Raw genomic sequence first — 16,700 nt, forward strand, 5'->3', positions numbered from 1 at the left:
GCGCGGCATTTTGCTCTACCGGATGTATTGTTCCGCTGGATGTATCGCTCTGAGGAGTACCACCCATTGAGTTTGATTGCTTAGGTAATGTTGAAACGAATGTTGGACGGTACTTCTTTCAGAGCAAATGTCGGCGAATGCAGCAGTAAGTAGGAGGTCTCATGACGACCAGTAATCCGCAACCAAGTAACCAGCAACCAAGCGCGGAGCAGGGAGCGGCGAAACAAGATCCGCTATTGAAAATAGATCGCGTCAGCAAATTATTTGGCGATGTTCGTGCTGTTGATGATGTGTCACTGACCATTGATCGCGGCGAGATTTTCTCGTTGCTTGGTGGATCTGGCTCGGGGAAATCGACCCTGCTGCGAATGCTGGCCGGCTTCGAAAAGCCGTCGAGCGGGCGCATTTATCTTGATGGTGAGGACATCACGGATATTCCTCCCTATGAACGCCCGATCAATATGATGTTTCAGTCTTACGCACTGTTTCCGCACATGACGGTGGCGCAGAATATTGCGTTTGGACTCAAGCAAGACAAGATGAAGAAAGATGAGATCAAAGTTCACGTCGAAGAAATGCTTCGTCTGGTGCGTATGGAAGCCTTTGCGAACCGAAAACCACACCAGCTTTCCGGTGGTCAACGCCAGCGAGTGGCTTTAGCGCGTTCGCTCGCCAAAAGGCCAAAATTACTGCTTCTTGATGAGCCAATGGGTGCCCTAGATAAGAAACTGCGAACCCAAATGCAATTGGAAGTGGTGGAGATTCTGGAGCGGGTTGGCGTGACCTGTGTGATGGTGACACACGACCAAGAAGAAGCCATGACCATGGCTGGGCGTATATCCATCATGCACGAAGGGTGGATAGCACAAACAGGTACACCGACCGACATTTATGAAAGCCCGAACAGCCGAATGATTGCTGAATTTATTGGTTCGGTGAATTTGTTCGAAGGGGAGATTGTGACGGATGAGGCGGATCACTGCATCATTGAATCACAAGAAACGCCGCAGCCGATGTTTGTTGGTTATGGTGTTGCCACTAACCTAGAAGACAAAAAGGTTTGGCTCGCGGTTCGCCCAGAAAAAGCATTGATCGGGCGGTATAAACCGGATGATCAGTACAATTGGGCGAAAGGCACTGTGCATGATATTGCCTATTTGGGCGGGACATCGGTGTATTACGTCAAATTGCCGTCTAACAAGATTGTTATGTGCAGTATGGCAAACATTACTCGCCGACAAGACAGACCCACATGGGACGATGAAGTCTTCATTAGCTGGGAGGCCACCAGTGGGGTGGTATTGCGTGTATGACGAATTCCACCTCCCCCTCACAAAATGGCACGAAAGGTGCCGCGACACATAAGTCACGTGTCCTTTTCCCAAAGGGTCGTCATTTCACCATGGGCTTCCCGTTCTTTTGGCTATTGCTGTTTTTTGCGCTGCCGTTTGCCATCGTTTTAAAAATCAGTTTTTCAACGGCAGCCATTGCGATTCCGCCGTATGAAGCCATCATGCAGTACGCCGATGAAATGCTCGAGATTGCCATCAACCTTGAGAATTACATTCGTATTCTTGACGATGACTTGTATTACCTCGCTTATCTTAGCTCTCTGAAGATTGCGTTCTTCTCGACGTTAGGCTGCTTGTTTCTCGGCTATCCGATGGCTTATGCCATTGCGCGCGCTCCCGCGCGAATGCAAACCTTGCTGTTATTACTGATCATGCTGCCTTCATGGACATCGTTTTTGATTCGAGTGTATGCATGGATGGGGCTGCTCAGTAACACTGGGATCATCAACAGTTCTTTGATTTGGCTGGGCGTGATCAGCGACCCTATCCAAATCCTCAACACCAATGTTGCAGTGTATATCGGCATTGTTTATACCTATTTGCCCTTCATGGTGCTGCCACTCTATGCCACTTTGGTAAAGCTTGACGGTAGCTTGTTGGAAGCCGCGTCTGATCTTGGTTCTCGCAATTTCAATACCTTCTGGAACGTGACCTTACCGCTGTCTAAAGGCGGCATAATTGCCGGCTCTATGTTGGTGTTTATTCCGGTGGTCGGTGAGTTCGTGATCCCCGAACTTCTTGGTGGCCCTGAAACCTTGATGATAGGTAAGGTGCTGTGGCAGGAATTCTTTAACAACCGTGATTGGCCTGTGGCGTCGGCACTGGCAATAGTGATGCTGTTACTGTTGATCATCCCGATCACCTTGTTCCATCACTATCAATCCAAAGACATGGAGGCAGACCGATGAAACGTTGGCAATTTTCGACTGTCATGCTCTGGGTTGGTTTGTTGTTCCTTTATCTGCCCATGTTGATCTTGGTGATCTACTCCTTCAATGCCTCCAAGCTCGTGACGGTTTGGGGTGGTTTTTCACCAAAGTGGTATGCAGAACTGTTTAAAGATGAGCAGATCCTGCAAGCCGTTTGGACGAGCCTTCGCATCGCGTTTTATAGCTCCACCATGGCCGTGATTATTGGCACACTGGCAGCTTTTGTGATGACGCGATTTAAGCGCTCATGGGGGCGGTTAAGCCTATCGAATATGATTACAGCGCCTTTGGTTATGCCAGATGTGATCATCGGTTTGTCCTTGTTGCTCTTGTTCGTACAAATGGGAGAACTGTTTGGCTGGCCCGCAGAACGTGGCATGACAACCGTGTGGATTGCGCACTCTACATTCTGTGCGGCTTATGTGGCAGTGGTGGTGTCATCGCGATTGCGGGAGCTCGATTTTTCCATCGAAGAAGCGGGCATGGATTTAGGCGCAACACCGCTGAAAGTCTTCTTTGTGATCACTGTGCCCATGATAGCGCCTGCGTTGGTGGCGGGTTGGTTACTGAGCTTTAGTCTATCTCTGGATGATCTGGTGATTGCGAGTTTCGTGTCAGGGCCGGGGTCAACCACCTTGCCAATGGTGGTGTTTTCTTCAGTTCGCCTTGGTGTGTCACCCAAGATCAATGCCCTCGCTACCTTAATCATTTTGGTTGTCTCTTTGTTTGCTTTTCTTTCTTGGTATGTCGCCCGTCGAGCGGAGCGAAAATCGAAAGAAGAAATGTCACTGCTCAATATGAAATCTGAGTAGCTAAGACCAGAGCAGCTAAGAGCAGAGCAGCAAAGGGAAGTCTTTCATCATGTTGGAACAAATTGGCTCAGAAGGAGCATCGCAACTCATGCAAAATCCGCCGTTAGAGCATACTGCGTCATATTATGCAGCGTCTGCCAATGTATCTGCGCAGAGAGACGTCTTAACCGATGATGTCATCACTGATGTATGCATTATCGGCGCTGGCTATACCGGTTTGTCTTCTGCATTGCACCTGCTGGAAGCGGGATTCAATGTCACTGTGTTGGAAGCGGCGAGAGTGGGTTGGGGCGCTTCAGGCCGCAATGGCGGACAAATTGTGAATAGTTACAGCCGTGATATCGATGTGATAGAGAAAACGGTGGGTGCGGAAAAGGCCAAATTGTTTGGTGAAATGGCGTTTGAAGGCGGCAAAATCATTCGTGATCGGATTGATAAATACAACATCCAATGTGATTTGAAAAACGGAGGTGTATTTGCAGCGCTGAACATCAAACAGATGCGCGAGTTGGAACACCAAAAAGCGCTGTGGGAACGTCATGGTAACGACCAATTGGAAATGCTGGATACAACAGAGATTCGCAGTGTCGTCGATACGCAGAACTATGTGGGTGGTTTGCTTGATAAATCAGGGGGCCATATCCACCCCCTTAATCTAGCGTTAGGTGAAGCGGCAGCCGTTGAAAGCTTAGGTGGCAAAATCTATGAGCACTCCGCGGCGATTCGTATTGAACGTGGCGAACCCGTCAAAGTATTTACCGATAAAGGATCTGTGACGGCGTCATTTTTAATTGTGGCAGGCAACGCCTATTTGGGCGGCTTGATGCCAGAGCTTCGCGCAAAGTCGATGCCATGTGGCACGCAGGTGGTAGCGACGGATCCATTGACTGACTCGCAGGCCCAGAGTTTGCTGCCACAAGACTACTGTGTGGAAGATTGTAATTACTTACTGGATTATTTCCGGTTATCTGGCGATAAGCGTCTGATCTATGGTGGAGGCGTGGTTTATGGTGCGCGAGATCCGGCGGATATTGATGCCATCATTCGTCCTAAAATGCTCAACACGTTTCCTCAGTTAAGCCAAGTGAAGATCGACTACCGCTGGACGGGTAATTTTTTAATGACCTTGTCGCGATTACCACAGGTGGGGCGTGTGGGTAGCAATATTTACTATTCGCAAGGCTGTAGTGGACACGGTGTCACGTACACCCATTTGGCAGGACGCTTGATGTCAGAAATGATGCGCGGTCAGGCAGAAAGGTTTGATGCATTTGCAAGCTTGCCACATCTTCCTTTCCCTGGCGGACATATGTTGAGTGTGCCTTTCTCCGCGCTGGGCGCGTGGTATTACACCGTACGGGATAAATTTGGGATATAAGACTATAGCGGTTTAAACACGAAGCGCCCATGTCAGTGCTAGGGCGCTTTGTTGATTCTAAAATCTAGAAATTTGCTGGCGTTGTCGCACTGAAGATCCGGCACTCTTTATCAAACGGATTGGCGAAGCGGTGAGGGCGGTTACTGTCGAAGTAATAACTGTCTCCAACTTCAAGTACATAGATATCATCGCCAACAGTGAGTTCTAATTGTCCTTCAATCACAAGCCCCGCTTCTTCACCGTCGTGCTGAAGCATGTCGTCGCCTGAATTAGTGCCGGGCGGATAAATCTCGGACAAGATAGATAGGGCGCGATTAGGGAAAGCTTTGCCGATCACTTTCATTGAAACGCCATTAGAACCGATCTCAAGCAGATCTTCTTGGCGATAAATCACGGGTGCAGCCTCGTTTTGACTGATATCGGTCGAGAAAAACTCGACGAGAGACATTGGGATGCCAGACAACACTTTTTTGAGAGAACTTACGGAAGGGCTGACACTGTTTTTCTCAATCATTGAAATGGTGCTGTTTGTTACGCCTGCACGTTTGGCTAACTCACGCTGAGATAATCCACGGTTTTTACGAACGGCTTTGAGGTTTGCACCAATATCCAATGTCCCACTCTCCTTTGACTCAGTAAGATGTTTTATTACTGTAATAGATTTCGAACGTGCGATCCTACTTGGTAGGCTGTGGGAATCAAGTATTTTGTGATGATATCGTCATAATGTAAAAAATATTCATCGGATTGGGATGGGTGAGCTTGAGGTTGGATTGTTTGGCTAAGGGAGGGGGCTTCATATTTGACGCCTAATCTCATATGAATATCAATGAGTGATCTGAGCCAGAAGATTACAAATGAAACGCTTAAAATGTATATTTTCCGCTTCACCTTGCTGTAGTGAATACGTTAATCTTTGTTAATTATATTTTACACTGGTGCTGATCATGGGTTCTACATCATCAAAACTTGCGCATACGCAATCCTATTACGCGGCAACCGCTAAATATAGCCAGCGCTACCCTGAACTGACTGAATCGGTGACAGCAGACATCTGCATTGTTGGTGGGGGATTTAGCGGGGTAAACAGTGCGATTGAACTCGCCTTACGTGGGTATTCTGTGGTGGTGTTGGAAGCCAATAAAATTGGATGGGGGGCGTCAGGTCGAAACGGTGGCGAGCTAATTCGCGGTATTGGACATGGCGTTGAGCAGTTTACCCAACAAATAGGCAAAGAGGGCGTTGATGCCATTAATCGAATGGGCATCGAGGCTGTTGAGATCGTTAAAGATCGGGTCGATACATTCAATATCGATTGTGATCTCACCATGGGTTATTGCGATCTCGCATTAAAACCAGCCCACATGAAAGAGCTTGAAGAAGATTTCGACAGCTTGAAAAATGCGGGTTATGAGCATGAGATTCGCATGCTTAGTAAGGAGTCTTTGTCGGATGTGATTGGCTCTGAGCGATATATTGGTGGCATGCTGGACATGGGAAGTGGTCATCTGCATCCCCTTAATTTGGCCACAGGTGAAGCTGCGGTGGCAGCGAGTTTGGGCGTTCAATTGTTTGAAGATAGCCCAGCGGTAGAAATTGTTAAGGGAACCAAGCCTTTAGTTAAAACGGATAAAGGGCAAGTAAGCTGCCAGTATGTTCTGTTGGCGGGCAACGCCTACATCGGCCATAAACTTGAGCCGTATGTTGGTGGAAAAGTCTTACCCGCAGGTAGCTATATCATTGCTACCGAGCCGTTAACGGACGAGCAAGTTCAAAGCATTATTCCAAAAAACATGGCGTTTGCTGATTTGAGTATGGCGCTGGATTATTATCATCTTTCCGGCGACAACCGGTTATTGTTTGGCGGGCTCTGTACCTACTCAGGGAAGGATCCAAAAGACATCACTGCCGCTTTGCTTCCAAATTTAGAACGTGTTTTTCCGCAACTCAAGGGCGTTAAAATCGACTTTGAATGGGGGGGCATGATCGGCATTGGTGCGAACCGTCTTCCCCAAATCGGGCGACTGCCAGATGCGCCCAATATCTTTTACGCTCAGGCCTATTCTGGTCATGGTGTCAACGCAACGCACATGGCTGGCAAAGTGATTGCTGAGGCGATTTCTGGTACGGCTGAACGCTTTGATGTGTTTGCGAAAGTAAAACACATGACATTCCCCGGCGGGCCGTTGCTTCGCTCACCTTTGCTCGCTATCGGTATGACCTATCATCGAATCAAAGAAGTGCTTCAGTGACGCAAGTAGCGGTACGGTTCTTGATTTCTTTAAATAACAAATTCAGCGACTTAGCGTCTCAAAAATAAGTTTGAGACGCGTTGTCATACTTTTCTCGTTTTCCGGTCTATTAACTATCCGAGTAATCTAAAAATACACATTGTCAGATTGTGTCGGTAAAACGCTGCATTACTTTTTCTAACGGATGTAGAAACGGTACTTTTGCTGGGCGCATGTTAATCAGGAGAGAAGAATGGCTGGAAAACGTAATAAGGTGACCTTCAAGAGTGGCGGGTTAGAGCTTGCTGGGTTGCTGGAAACCCCTGAACAGAATGTACGTGGCTACGCCTTGTTCGCGCATTGTTTCACTTGTGGTAAGGATGTCGCTGCGGCTTCTCGTATTTCACGTGCCTTGGTCAACATTGGTTTTGCCGTTTTTCGATTTGATTTCACGGGCCTTGGTGGCAGTGATGGGGACTTTGAAAACACCAATTTTTCATCGAACGTTGATGATCTCGTGGCTGCGGCTGATTTCTTGCGTGATAATTATGAAGCGCCATTACTGTTGATTGGTCATAGCCTTGGTGGGCGTGCAGTGTTGTCAGCAGCACACCGGATCCCAGAAATTGCGGCAGTTGCTACCGTTGGCGCCCCCGCCGATGCGGAGCATGTATCAAAGCAATTTTCTGCGCACGTAGAAAATATTGATGCAGAAGGTCAAGCAGAGGTGAGCCTAGCAGGTCGTCCATTTACCATCAAAAAGCAATTCCTTGATGACATCCGCGCTGAGAATGATGACATCGAAAACTTGCGTGTTCCTTTGTTAGTGATGCACTCGCCAATCGACAGCATTGTGTTGATTAAGGAAGCCGAGAAAATCTACACACGTGCGAAACACCCGAAAAGCTTCGTCACGTTAGATACAGCAGACCATTTGTTGACCAACAAAGATGACGCGCAATATGTGGCAGAATTAATTGCCGCGTGGTCTCAGCGCTATATTGATAAAGCGTCGCCCATCAAAGAGGCTGAGGCGGGTGTGACACGTGGCGAGGTGTTGGTGAGTGAACACAATAAAGCCTTCACGCGCACTATTCAGACTGATCATCATCAATGGTTTGCTGATGAACCCATTGATTTCGGTGGCGATAACCTCGGGCCTGATCCTTACGAACATTTGCTTGCTGGGCTGGGTGCTTGTACATCCATGACTATTCGCATGTATGCAAATCGCAAAAAACTCGCCTTGGATGATGTGAAAGTCACGCTGTCACATAGCCGCCAACATGGCGCGGATTGCGAGCACTGCGATGAAGAACATTCGAAAGTAGAAGTATTAGCACGCACGATAGAGCTGGTGGGTGATTTGACAGAAGAAGAACGTCAGCGTTTGTTGGAAATCGCGGATAAATGCCCAGTGCATAAAACCTTGGAAAGTAAGATTGTGATCACGACGGCGTTGGCAGATTAAGAACTGAGTTTTCAAGCATATAGAAAAACGGGCAGTGAATATCACCGCCCGTTTTTTATTGGAGTGTGGTTATCGGTGTGTCGCTGATACTACAAGGCAATCCATGTTGCTTTGACTTCAGTGTATTTTTCAAACGCATGCAGCGACTTATCACGTCCGTTACCGGATTGTTTATACCCGCCAAACGGTGCGGTCATGTCGCCACCATCGTAGTGGTTAATCCACACCATGCCAGTGCGGAGGGCTTTGGCGGTTTTGTGCGCTTTGGAGATGTCTGATGTCCATACCGCGGCGGCAAGACCATAATCAGTATCGTTAGCGATGGCGACAGCTTGCTCTGGGGTGTCAAAGGTAATGACTGACAGCACAGGGCCGAAAATTTCTTCCCGAGCGATAGGCATTTCATTGTTCACATTGTCAAACACCGTGGGCTCAACGAACAAACCGCCAGTATCGGGCATGACTCGACGTCCGCCGCAGACCATGGTTGCACCACTTTGTGTACCTTTTTCGATGTAACCTAAAACGGTATCAAGTTGTTGCTGATCGACCACTGCGCCGACTTGCGTCTGCGGGTCGAGAGGGTGACCGGGTTGCCAGTCTTTGAGTTGTTCAACGACCTTCGCAACGAAGGCATCTTTAATGGACGCTTCCACCAACAAGCGAGAACCCGCTGTGCACACTTCCCCTTGGTTGAAAGCAATGGCAGAGGCCGCTGAAGCTGCAGCCACATCAAGGTTCGGTGCATCCGCAAAGACAATGTTTGGGCTCTTACCGCCTGCTTCGAGCCAAACGCGTTTCATGTTGGATTCGCCCGCGTAAATCATCAATTGCTTGGCGATTTTTGTCGAGCCAGTAAACACTAACGTATCGACATCCATGTGAAGGGCGAGTGCTTTGCCTACGGTGTGACCATAACCGGGTAATACGTTCAATACGCCTTTGGGCATGCCTGCTTCTAGCGCAAGTTCCCCTAACTTAATCGCGGTTAGCGGCGATTTTTCCGATGGTTTTAATATCACTGAATTACCCGACGCTAAAGCAGGGCCGAGCTTCCAGCATGCCATGAGCATAGGGAAATTCCACGGAACGATAGCGGCAACAACACCAATAGGTTCGCGGGTGATCATACCGATTTCATTGTGAGGCGTTGGGGCTAGCTCATCGTAGATCTTGTCTACCGCTTCACCTGACCAGCGAATAGCACGTGCAGCGCCATTGACGTCAACGGCTTTGGAATAACGGATAGGCTTACCCATATCCAGCGTTTCTAGAAGGGCTAACTCATCGCCATTTTCTTCGATAAGTTCAGCAAAGCGAATAACAACCTTTTTACGTTCTGCTGGAGGTAAATGCGCCCATGAACCAGATTCAAATGTGGCGCGGGCGTTGGCGACGGCAATATTTGCATCTGCCAGATCGCAACTCGCGACCTGGGTAAGAGTTCGGCCGTCGATAGGGCTGATACATGAAAACGTATCGCCCGATACGGCGTCAGTGTGTTCGCCGTTGATAAATGCTTGCCCTTTGATTGCCAGTGAATCTGCGAATAATTCCCAGTCTTGACGTGACGTGCGAGAAGTCATATCTGCCCCTTAGTCCGTGTTAAATGCCGATATTTTGTCACTGTGCCCTATTTCAAAATATTTTACAAATAGCAGCAATAATTGTTTTTATATTGAACATAAGCCATTTACTGTTCGTTATATTTGACATAGTATTGCAAATGATGCGCACCTAGCAACAACTCATTAACAAGAATGACGGCATGGAAGGATACTTGACTATGGCAGTGCAAAAACCACACAAAGAGGGCGTCACGCTGGATAATTTCTGGATGCCTTTCACCGCAAATCGTCAATACAAAGAGACGCCACGTTTACTCGTGAAAGCTAAAGGAATGTATTACGAGGACATTGAGGGGAACTCTGTTCTTGATGCGACTGCTGGGCTTTGGTGTTGTAACGCTGGGCATAGTCGACGTGAAATTTCTGAAGCGGTGAGTCGTCAAATCACTGAGTTGGATTATGCACCGACGTTTCAGATGGGACACCCATTGCCTTTTGAATTAGCAGAACGTTTAGCTGAAATGGCGCCAGGCGATCTTAACCGCGTTTTTTTTGCGAACTCTGGGTCTGAAGCCGGTGATACCGCCCTCAAAATTGCATTGGCTTATCAGCGCGCTCGAGGTCATGCCAATCGAACCATGCTGATCGGTCGTGAGTTGGGCTATCACGGTACGGGATTTGGCGGAATTTCTGTCGGCGGTATGGTGAATAATCGCAAAGCGTTTAACGGACAACTCTTACCGAGTGTGGCGCATTTACCCCACACCTTAGACATGCAGAGAAATGCGTTTTCAAAAGGATTACCAGAGCACGGTATTGAAAAAGCGGACGCCCTAGAGCAACTCATTGCTCTTCATGGTGCAGAGAATATCGCCGCTGTTATTGTCGAACCCATGTCAGGCTCGGGCGGAGTGGTGTTGCCGCCAGTAGGTTATTTGAAACGTCTTCGTGAAATCACCCTGAAGCATGACATTTTGCTCATTTTTGATGAAGTGATCACAGGCTTTGGTCGCGTCGGTGATGCTTTCGCCGCGCAACGTTGGGATGTCACTCCCGACATGATTACTACAGCAAAAGCCTTGACCAACGGCGCTATCCCAATGGGCGCAGTGTTGGTGAGTGAGCGTATTTATGACGCGTGTATGCAAGCGCCTGAAGATACGATCGAGTTCTTTCATGGTTATACCTATTCAGGGCACCCTGTCGCATCAGCAGCAGCACTGGCGTCGTTGAACATTTATCGAGACGAAAAGCTGTTTGAACATGCAAGGGAAATGGAAACCGAGTGGGAGGACGCTGTGCACTCGCTTGCCAGCCACTCCAATGTGATTGATGTAAGAAACACCGGACTGATTGCCGGTATTCAACTCGCACCTGGTGATAAAGGAGTCGGCAAGAGAGGCTACGATGTCTTTACTCGCTGTTTCTACGATGGTGTGCTGGTGCGCGGATCTGGCGATATTATTGCCATGTCTCCACCGTTGATTTTGGAATCCAAACATATTGATCAGATGGTAAGCACGCTGGAACGCGCCATCAAAAACGCGTTATGAGTTAATAAAGGAATATATGGATATGTCTGTAACACATTACATTGATGGTAAATACACAGCGGCAAGCGAGAGAAAACAATCCTTGTTTAACCCTGCGACTGGAAAGGTGTCTGGAGAAGTCTCGTTAGCCTCGGTGTCTGAAACAGAGTCCGCTATCGCGTCGGCAAAAGCGGCATTTCCAACATGGTCGGAAACATCACCGCTTCGTCGTGCTCGCGTGCTGTTCAAGTTTAAAGCGCTGGTAGAAGAACACATCGATGAACTGGCAGCGCTAATCACAAAAGAGCATGGAAAAGTGCTTGATGATGCGAAAGGTGAGCTGACTCGTGGTTTGGAAGTGGTTGAGTTCGCCTGTGGTATCCCGCACCTTCTGAAAGGTGAGATGACAGAGCAGATTGGTTCTGGCATTGATGCCTGGTCGCTTAATCAGCCACTGGGTGTGGTAACAGGGATTTCGCCGTTCAACTTTCCGATCATGGTGCCGATGTGGATGTTTCCCATTGCTATCGCGTGTGGAAATACTTTCGTGATGAAGCCATCGGAGAAAGATCCAAGTTCCACGTTGCGTATAGCAGAGCTATTGACCGAAGCCGGATTACCAGATGGCGTCTTTAACGTCGTGAACGGTGATAAAGAAGCGGTAGATGTATTGCTGACTCATCCAGATGTGCAAGCGGTAAGCTTTGTGGGTTCAACACCGATTGCAGAATATATCTACAGCACGGCGTCTGCACACGGCAAACGCGTTCAAGCATTGGGCGGTGCAAAAAACCACATGGTGGTGATGCCAGATGCCGATCTTGACCAGACGGTTGCCGCGCTAATGGGCGCAGCGTATGGTTCTGCGGGAGAGCGTTGTATGGCGATTTCTGTCGCTGTCGCTGTTGGCCATGTTGCGGACACCTTGATCGAAAAACTGGCACCGAAAGTGAAAGAGCTTCGAGTCGGGAATGGCGTTATTGAAGGGATGGAAATGGGACCTTTGGTGACGGCAGAACACCTAAAAAAAGTGGAAGGCTATGTGGCGACGGGTGTCGCTGAAGGTGCAACGCTCGTGGTTGATGGTCGTGGAGTGACACCTGAAGGCGGAGATGGCTTCTTCTTGGGTGGATGCTTATTTGATAACGTCACAGAAGACATGACGATTTATCGCGACGAGATCTTTGGCCCCGTACTCGCAATCGTGCGTGTTCCGGACTATGCCGCAGCCGTAAAACTCATCAATGAGCATGAGTTCGGCAATGGTACGGCTATTTTTACGCAAAATGGTGATGCAGCAAGGCAGTTCTGCCATGAAATTCAAGTAGGCATGGTCGGCGTGAATGTACCTATTCCTGTGCCCATGGCTTTTCATAGTTTTGGCGGTTGGAAGCGATCGCTCTTTGGCCCGCTTCACATGCACGGCCCTGATGGTGTGCGTTTCTACACCCGCCGTAAGGCGATTACCGCGAGATGGCCAACGGGTATTCGTGCCGATGCAGATTTTGTCATGCCGACAATGAAATAGCCTTTACGTACTCTAAAACAGCAGTAGAAAACGCAACGTCGCTACACAACAAGATGAAACAAAGAAGGAGCCAGTAGGCTCCTTCTTTGTTTCATCAGCAGACAGTATCTGGAACTGTTTTGCTTAAGTCACGCAACAAATGGGTATTCAAGTCGCTCAGGCTTACTGAGTTGATACCCTTGGAACAGGTCAAACCCGAGCTTACGTGCAAATTGATATTCTTCTTGAGTTTCAATTTTCTCTGCCAGGAGCTGAAAATTGAACGCTTCACCATAGTCTTGAACAAACTGGGTAATGGAATCTAATGATAGCGCGCGAAAATCGATTTTGATGATATCGGCAAGTGCCAGAAAAGGAATCCAGTCATTGGAAGGGATAAAATCATCGAGCGCGATGCGGTATCCCTTAGCCTTTAAATCGACGAGTTTTTCATATAATGCGTTGTCTGCGGTGCAGTCTTCGAGCACCTCGATAACAAGGTTTTGTGCAGGGTACTGCAGTGCAATGTCACTGAGTAAACTGTTGTAGCAAAAATTCACAAAGCAGGGCAGGCCATTAGAAATCGCTTCATCTGTCAGATTCCCTTCCAAAAAGAGATCGTCGAGTATGCTTTGTGTGGCAATGTGAGCATCAATGCAAGGAAACGCGTCTCGAAGTCCATCTCGAAACAAAAACTCGTAAGCGACAAGGTGCTTTTGAGCGTCATAGATCGCTTGTCTTGCAAGGTTCAAACTCATAGAAAGCCACGGTACCTGTAAATAAAGAGTGTAAAACTAAGTGTATATCAATTCTCAGATTTGAGAGGGTGAGTTAAGACTGATATTTCGTGATGAAAAATAATTAAGCGGAGAGTACTTTTCAATCCTAATGTGTCAGCAACCATTGATATTCTTATCGCTTATTTTCCGAACTTTCGCGTTTCTAGGGTGCAACCTTCGGAGGTGCAAGAAAGTACGGAGCCTTGAGTGTACCAATCACCAAGTACAATTCGTTGAGCGAGATCAGTCCCGAGTGACAAATTGTGGATATTGGGTCTGTGGGTATGCCCATGAATAAGTTGTTTTACACCATAGGCTTGCATGACTCGGATGACCTCATCTGAGTCAACATCCATGATGTCTTGTGGTTTTATTTGCTTGTTTGACGTGCTGCTAGAGCGGATCTTTAGACCAATTTTTTGTCGTGTTGATAGGGGTAATCGACGGAACAACCATTGGGCAAACTTGTTATGAACTTTTTTGCGATAGCGTTGGTAGCCTTCATCTTGGATACATAACGTATCACCATGCATGATAAGCGTTGGCTCACCAAATAAGTCAATGACATGGTGTTCAGGAAGCAGTGTCATGCCAGCAGATTTTGCAAAGCGCTTTCCAATCATGAAATCGCGGTTGCCGTGAATGAAATAGATCGGCACGCCTTTATCATTCAGCGCTTTAAAGGCGTCGGCGACATCACATTGTAGCGGCGTATTTTCGTCGTCACCTATCCATGACTCGAATAAATCCCCAAGCACATAGAGCGCGCTGGCAGACGGCGCTTCTTGTTCCATAAAACGGAAGAAGCAATCGGTAATGTCTGGATGTGTTGGACTAAGATGGAGGTCTGCAATAAATAGTACGGTCATAAATATAAAGGGCAGAGGCCAAAGCCACTGCCCATTGCCACCTTATTCTTCGATGGTTACGCTGTTGATCATTACTTCTTCAACAGGCACATCTTGGTGTACGTAGCCCCAGTTTCCAGTTGCGACATCTTTGATCTTGTTGACTACGTCCATACCTTCAACCACTTCACCAAATACGCAGTAACCCCAACCGTCCATTGACTCAGATTTGTGGTCTAGGAAGGTGTTGTTACCCACGTTGATAAAGAACTGCGAGCTCGCTGAATGCGGTTCCATGGTACGTGCCATTGCTAGCGTACCAATTTTGTTGCTCAGACCATTATTCGCTTCATTTTTGATTGGCGAACGTGATTCTTTTTCTTCCATGCCAGAGGTCATGCCGCCGCCTTGGATCATGAAACCATCAATAACACGGTGGAACAGAGTGCCGTTGTAGAAACCGTCGCGGCAGTATTGCAGGAAGTTTTCTGCAGTCGCCGGAGCTTTTTCTGCGTTAAGTTGGATTTTGATGTCACCAAAATTGGTATGAAGCGTAACCATGTTGTGTTCCTTAAAAGAGCATTTAGCTTTAGATGAATGATTCTATCCCAACGAGCGCCACATTCAACCGATAGCGACAGAAAAAACCGCGCAGAAGGGGAAGGTGAGTGCAGATTGGTCTGAATTTCAACATCCTCAAATCGCTTAGGTATATAGCCTTGCCTTAAATGAAAGGAAAAGGTGTAATATGCAGTTATTAAATGACGTTAATTACTGGAATGGGTAACCCGACAGCCATGTTGAAAATTTACAACTCCCTCACGAAGAAAAAAGAAGAATTCAAACCAATTGAGCCAGGCAAAGTTGGCATGTATGTGTGTGGGGTTACCATCTACGATTTGTGTCACATTGGTCATGGTCGTACGTTTGTTTCCTTTGATGTGGTATCGCGTTACTTGCGTTTTTCGGGTTATGACCTGAAGTTTGTTCGTAATATCACTGATATTGACGACAAGATCATTAAACGTGCCGCTGAAAACGGTGAAAGCTGTGATTCGCTGACAAACCGTTTGATTGGCGAAATGCACGCTGACTTTGATGCATTGAACATGATGCGCCCAGATGTTGAACCGCGCGCGACAGAATTCATTGCTGAAATTATCGAGTTGGTTGAACGTCTTATTGAACGTGGTTTCGCATACGTTGCCTCAAATGGCGATGTGCTGTTTGAAGTCGCGAAGTTTGACGATTACGGCAAGCTGTCTCGCCAAGATTTGGATCAGCTGCAAGCTGGCGCACGCGTTAACATTGAAGAAGCGAAAAAGAGCCCACTTGATTTCGTTTTGTGGAAAATGTCAAAGCCGGGTGAACCTACATGGGAGTCACCATGGGGCGCAGGTCGTCCAGGTTGGCACATTGAATGTTCTGCAATGAACTCAGCAATCTTGGGTAACCATTTCGATATTCACGGCGGCGGTTCAGATCTCACTTTCCCACACCATGAAAACGAAATCGCGCAGTCTTGCTGCGCCCATGACACACAATATGTGAATACTTGGATGCACAGTGGCATGGTGATGGTTGACCGCGAAAAGATGTCAAAGTCGCTGGGGAACTTCTTTACTATTCGTGATGTTTTGGGTCATTACGATGCTGAAACCGTGCGTTACTTCTTGATGTCAGGTCACTACCGTAGCCAACTAAATTACAGTGAAGAAAACCTCAAGCAGGCACGCTCTGCGGTTGAGCGTTTATACACGTCACTGCGCGGTTTAGATTTGTCTGTGGCAGCTGAAGGTGGAGAAGCATTTGTAGAGCGCTTTAAAGCCGCTATGGATGATGATTTCAACACCCCAGAAGCTTACTCAGTGCTGTTTGATATGGCGCGAGAAATTAACCGTTTGAAAGCGGAAGATGAATCTTCTGCTGCGAAACTGGCAGCGCGCATGCGTGAGTTGGCAGACGTACTTGGTCTATTGGGCCAAGAGCCAGAAGCTTTCTTGCAAGGTAACGCAGAAGGTGGTGATGATGAAGTCGCGAAAATTGAAGGTCTGATCAAAGCGCGTAACGATGCGCGTGCAAGCAAAGATTGGGCTGCGGCTGATGCAGCGCGTGACGCACTTACCGAAATGGGCATTGTCTTAGAAGACGGTGCGGGTGGAACAAGTTGGCGTCGTAAGTAAACGCGAATTACCCAGAATCGAAAATACTGAACGGAGCTTAGGCTCCGTTTTTTATTGATTATCCACAGGGTCATCCTATACGATTTTTCTATATCCCTACCGCCAAACCT

14 protein-coding genes are annotated in these 16,700 nt (G+C 47.7%); 9 read left to right on the forward strand and 5 right to left on the reverse strand.

The features are described 5' to 3' along the window. The first annotated feature begins 161 nt into the window (after window positions 1-161). Genes L4D06_RS02075 through L4D06_RS02090 form a run of 4 tightly spaced genes read left to right on the forward strand, consistent with a single transcriptional unit; the run spans window position 162 to window position 4,471 of the window. Window positions 162-1,313 (forward strand): ABC transporter ATP-binding protein, encoded by a 1,152-nt coding sequence (locus tag L4D06_RS02075; RefSeq protein WP_429737696.1) that lies wholly within the window; start codon window positions 162-164, stop codon window positions 1,311-1,313. Then, the gene (locus L4D06_RS02080; RefSeq protein ID WP_429737697.1) at window positions 1,310-2,260 is read left to right on the forward strand and encodes an ABC transporter permease subunit; all 951 of its coding nucleotides are present in this window, start codon (window positions 1,310-1,312) and stop codon (window positions 2,258-2,260) included. The genes L4D06_RS02075 and L4D06_RS02080 overlap by 4 nt, the downstream gene beginning before the upstream one ends. Then, a complete protein-coding gene (locus tag L4D06_RS02085) occupies window positions 2,257-3,093 on the forward strand; it encodes an ABC transporter permease subunit (RefSeq protein WP_274163745.1) in 837 nt (278 codons plus the stop codon). The genes L4D06_RS02080 and L4D06_RS02085 overlap by 4 nt, the downstream gene beginning before the upstream one ends. Before the next feature lie 49 nt (window positions 3,094-3,142). Then, window positions 3,143-4,471: an NAD(P)/FAD-dependent oxidoreductase gene (locus tag L4D06_RS02090; RefSeq protein WP_429737698.1), complete on the forward strand. Its 1,329-nt coding sequence runs from the start codon at window positions 3,143-3,145 to the stop codon at window positions 4,469-4,471. 64 nt (window positions 4,472-4,535) lie between these two features. Here the strand turns inward: L4D06_RS02090 and L4D06_RS02095 are convergent, their stop codons facing one another. Next, window positions 4,536-5,084 carry a cupin domain-containing protein gene (locus L4D06_RS02095; RefSeq protein ID WP_274163743.1) on the reverse strand — a complete coding sequence of 183 codons (549 nt, stop codon included), beginning with the start codon at window positions 5,082-5,084 and terminating at the stop codon, window positions 4,536-4,538. A 334-nt stretch (window positions 5,085-5,418) separates the two neighbouring features. On the opposite strand from L4D06_RS02095, the gene L4D06_RS02100 reads away from it, so the two are divergent. Together L4D06_RS02100 and L4D06_RS02105 are read left to right on the forward strand one after the other, a co-directional pair. Beyond that, entirely contained in the window at window positions 5,419-6,723 is a 1,305-nt protein-coding gene (locus L4D06_RS02100) for an NAD(P)/FAD-dependent oxidoreductase (protein WP_274163742.1), read from the forward strand. A gap of 232 nt (window positions 6,724-6,955) precedes the next feature. Beyond that, entirely contained in the window at window positions 6,956-8,173 is a 1,218-nt protein-coding gene (locus tag L4D06_RS02105; RefSeq protein WP_274163741.1) for a bifunctional alpha/beta hydrolase/OsmC family protein, read from the forward strand. 89 nt (window positions 8,174-8,262) lie between these two features. Here L4D06_RS02105 and L4D06_RS02110 read toward each other — a convergent pair whose 3' ends face one another. Continuing rightward, window positions 8,263-9,759: an aldehyde dehydrogenase gene (locus L4D06_RS02110; RefSeq protein ID WP_429737699.1), complete on the reverse strand. Its 1,497-nt coding sequence runs from the start codon at window positions 9,757-9,759 to the stop codon at window positions 8,263-8,265. A 200-nt stretch (window positions 9,760-9,959) separates the two neighbouring features. Between L4D06_RS02110 and aptA the strand changes: the two genes are divergently transcribed. Then, window positions 9,960-11,294 (forward strand): omega-aminotransferase AptA, encoded by a 1,335-nt coding sequence (aptA, locus tag L4D06_RS02115; RefSeq protein ID WP_429737700.1) that lies wholly within the window; start codon window positions 9,960-9,962, stop codon window positions 11,292-11,294. 22 nt (window positions 11,295-11,316) lie between these two features. Continuing rightward, window positions 11,317-12,801 (forward strand): CoA-acylating methylmalonate-semialdehyde dehydrogenase, encoded by a 1,485-nt coding sequence (locus tag L4D06_RS02120; RefSeq protein ID WP_274163738.1) that lies wholly within the window; start codon window positions 11,317-11,319, stop codon window positions 12,799-12,801. A 128-nt stretch (window positions 12,802-12,929) separates the two neighbouring features. On the opposite strand, the gene L4D06_RS02125 is transcribed toward L4D06_RS02120, so the two are convergent. From L4D06_RS02125 to L4D06_RS02135, 3 genes are all read right to left on the reverse strand, one after another. After that, on the reverse strand, window positions 12,930-13,538 hold the full coding sequence (locus tag L4D06_RS02125) for an EAL and HDOD domain-containing protein (RefSeq protein WP_274163737.1): 609 nt from the start codon (window positions 13,536-13,538) through the stop codon (window positions 12,930-12,932). Window positions 13,539-13,699: 161 nt separating this feature from the next. Beyond that, window positions 13,700-14,428 (reverse strand): UDP-2,3-diacylglucosamine diphosphatase, encoded by a 729-nt coding sequence (gene lpxH / locus L4D06_RS02130; protein ID WP_274163736.1) that lies wholly within the window; start codon window positions 14,426-14,428, stop codon window positions 13,700-13,702. A 42-nt stretch (window positions 14,429-14,470) separates the two neighbouring features. Continuing rightward, on the reverse strand, window positions 14,471-14,968 hold the full coding sequence (locus tag L4D06_RS02135) for a peptidylprolyl isomerase (protein ID WP_028025068.1): 498 nt from the start codon (window positions 14,966-14,968) through the stop codon (window positions 14,471-14,473). 236 nt (window positions 14,969-15,204) lie between these two features. Here L4D06_RS02135 and cysS point away from each other — a divergent pair, with 236 nt between their 5' ends. Then, entirely contained in the window at window positions 15,205-16,590 is a 1,386-nt protein-coding gene (cysS, locus tag L4D06_RS02140; protein WP_429737725.1) for a cysteine--tRNA ligase, read from the forward strand. Window positions 16,591-16,700 lie beyond the last annotated feature (110 nt).

This window comes from Enterovibrio makurazakiensis (genome assembly GCF_050336585.1).
In the GTDB taxonomy this organism is placed as follows: domain Bacteria; phylum Pseudomonadota; class Gammaproteobacteria; order Enterobacterales; family Vibrionaceae; genus Enterovibrio; species Enterovibrio gelatinilyticus.

Bases quoted from the DNA above. Each gene is read 5' to 3' on its own strand.
- L4D06_RS02075 (WP_429737696.1), top strand. From the start codon at position 162: ATGACGACCAGTAATCCGCAACCAAGTAACCAGCAACCAAGCGCGGAG.
- aptA (WP_429737700.1), top strand. From the start codon at position 9,960: ATGGCAGTGCAAAAACCACACAAAGAGGGCGTCACGCTGGATAATTTC.
- L4D06_RS02105 (WP_274163741.1), top strand. From the start codon at position 6,956: ATGGCTGGAAAACGTAATAAGGTGACCTTCAAGAGTGGCGGGTTAGAG.
- L4D06_RS02135 (WP_028025068.1), bottom strand. From the start codon at position 14,968: ATGGTTACGCTTCATACCAATTTTGGTGACATCAAAATCCAACTTAAC.
- L4D06_RS02080 (WP_429737697.1), top strand. From the start codon at position 1,310: ATGACGAATTCCACCTCCCCCTCACAAAATGGCACGAAAGGTGCCGCG.
- cysS (WP_429737725.1), top strand. From the start codon at position 15,205: ATGTTGAAAATTTACAACTCCCTCACGAAGAAAAAAGAAGAATTCAAA.
- L4D06_RS02110 (WP_429737699.1), bottom strand. From the start codon at position 9,759: ATGACTTCTCGCACGTCACGTCAAGACTGGGAATTATTCGCAGATTCA.
- lpxH (WP_274163736.1), bottom strand. From the start codon at position 14,428: ATGACCGTACTATTTATTGCAGACCTCCATCTTAGTCCAACACATCCA.
- L4D06_RS02125 (WP_274163737.1), bottom strand. From the start codon at position 13,538: ATGAGTTTGAACCTTGCAAGACAAGCGATCTATGACGCTCAAAAGCAC.
- L4D06_RS02085 (WP_274163745.1), top strand. From the start codon at position 2,257: ATGAAACGTTGGCAATTTTCGACTGTCATGCTCTGGGTTGGTTTGTTG.
- L4D06_RS02120 (WP_274163738.1), top strand. From the start codon at position 11,317: ATGTCTGTAACACATTACATTGATGGTAAATACACAGCGGCAAGCGAG.
- L4D06_RS02100 (WP_274163742.1), top strand. From the start codon at position 5,419: ATGGGTTCTACATCATCAAAACTTGCGCATACGCAATCCTATTACGCG.
- L4D06_RS02090 (WP_429737698.1), top strand. From the start codon at position 3,143: ATGTTGGAACAAATTGGCTCAGAAGGAGCATCGCAACTCATGCAAAAT.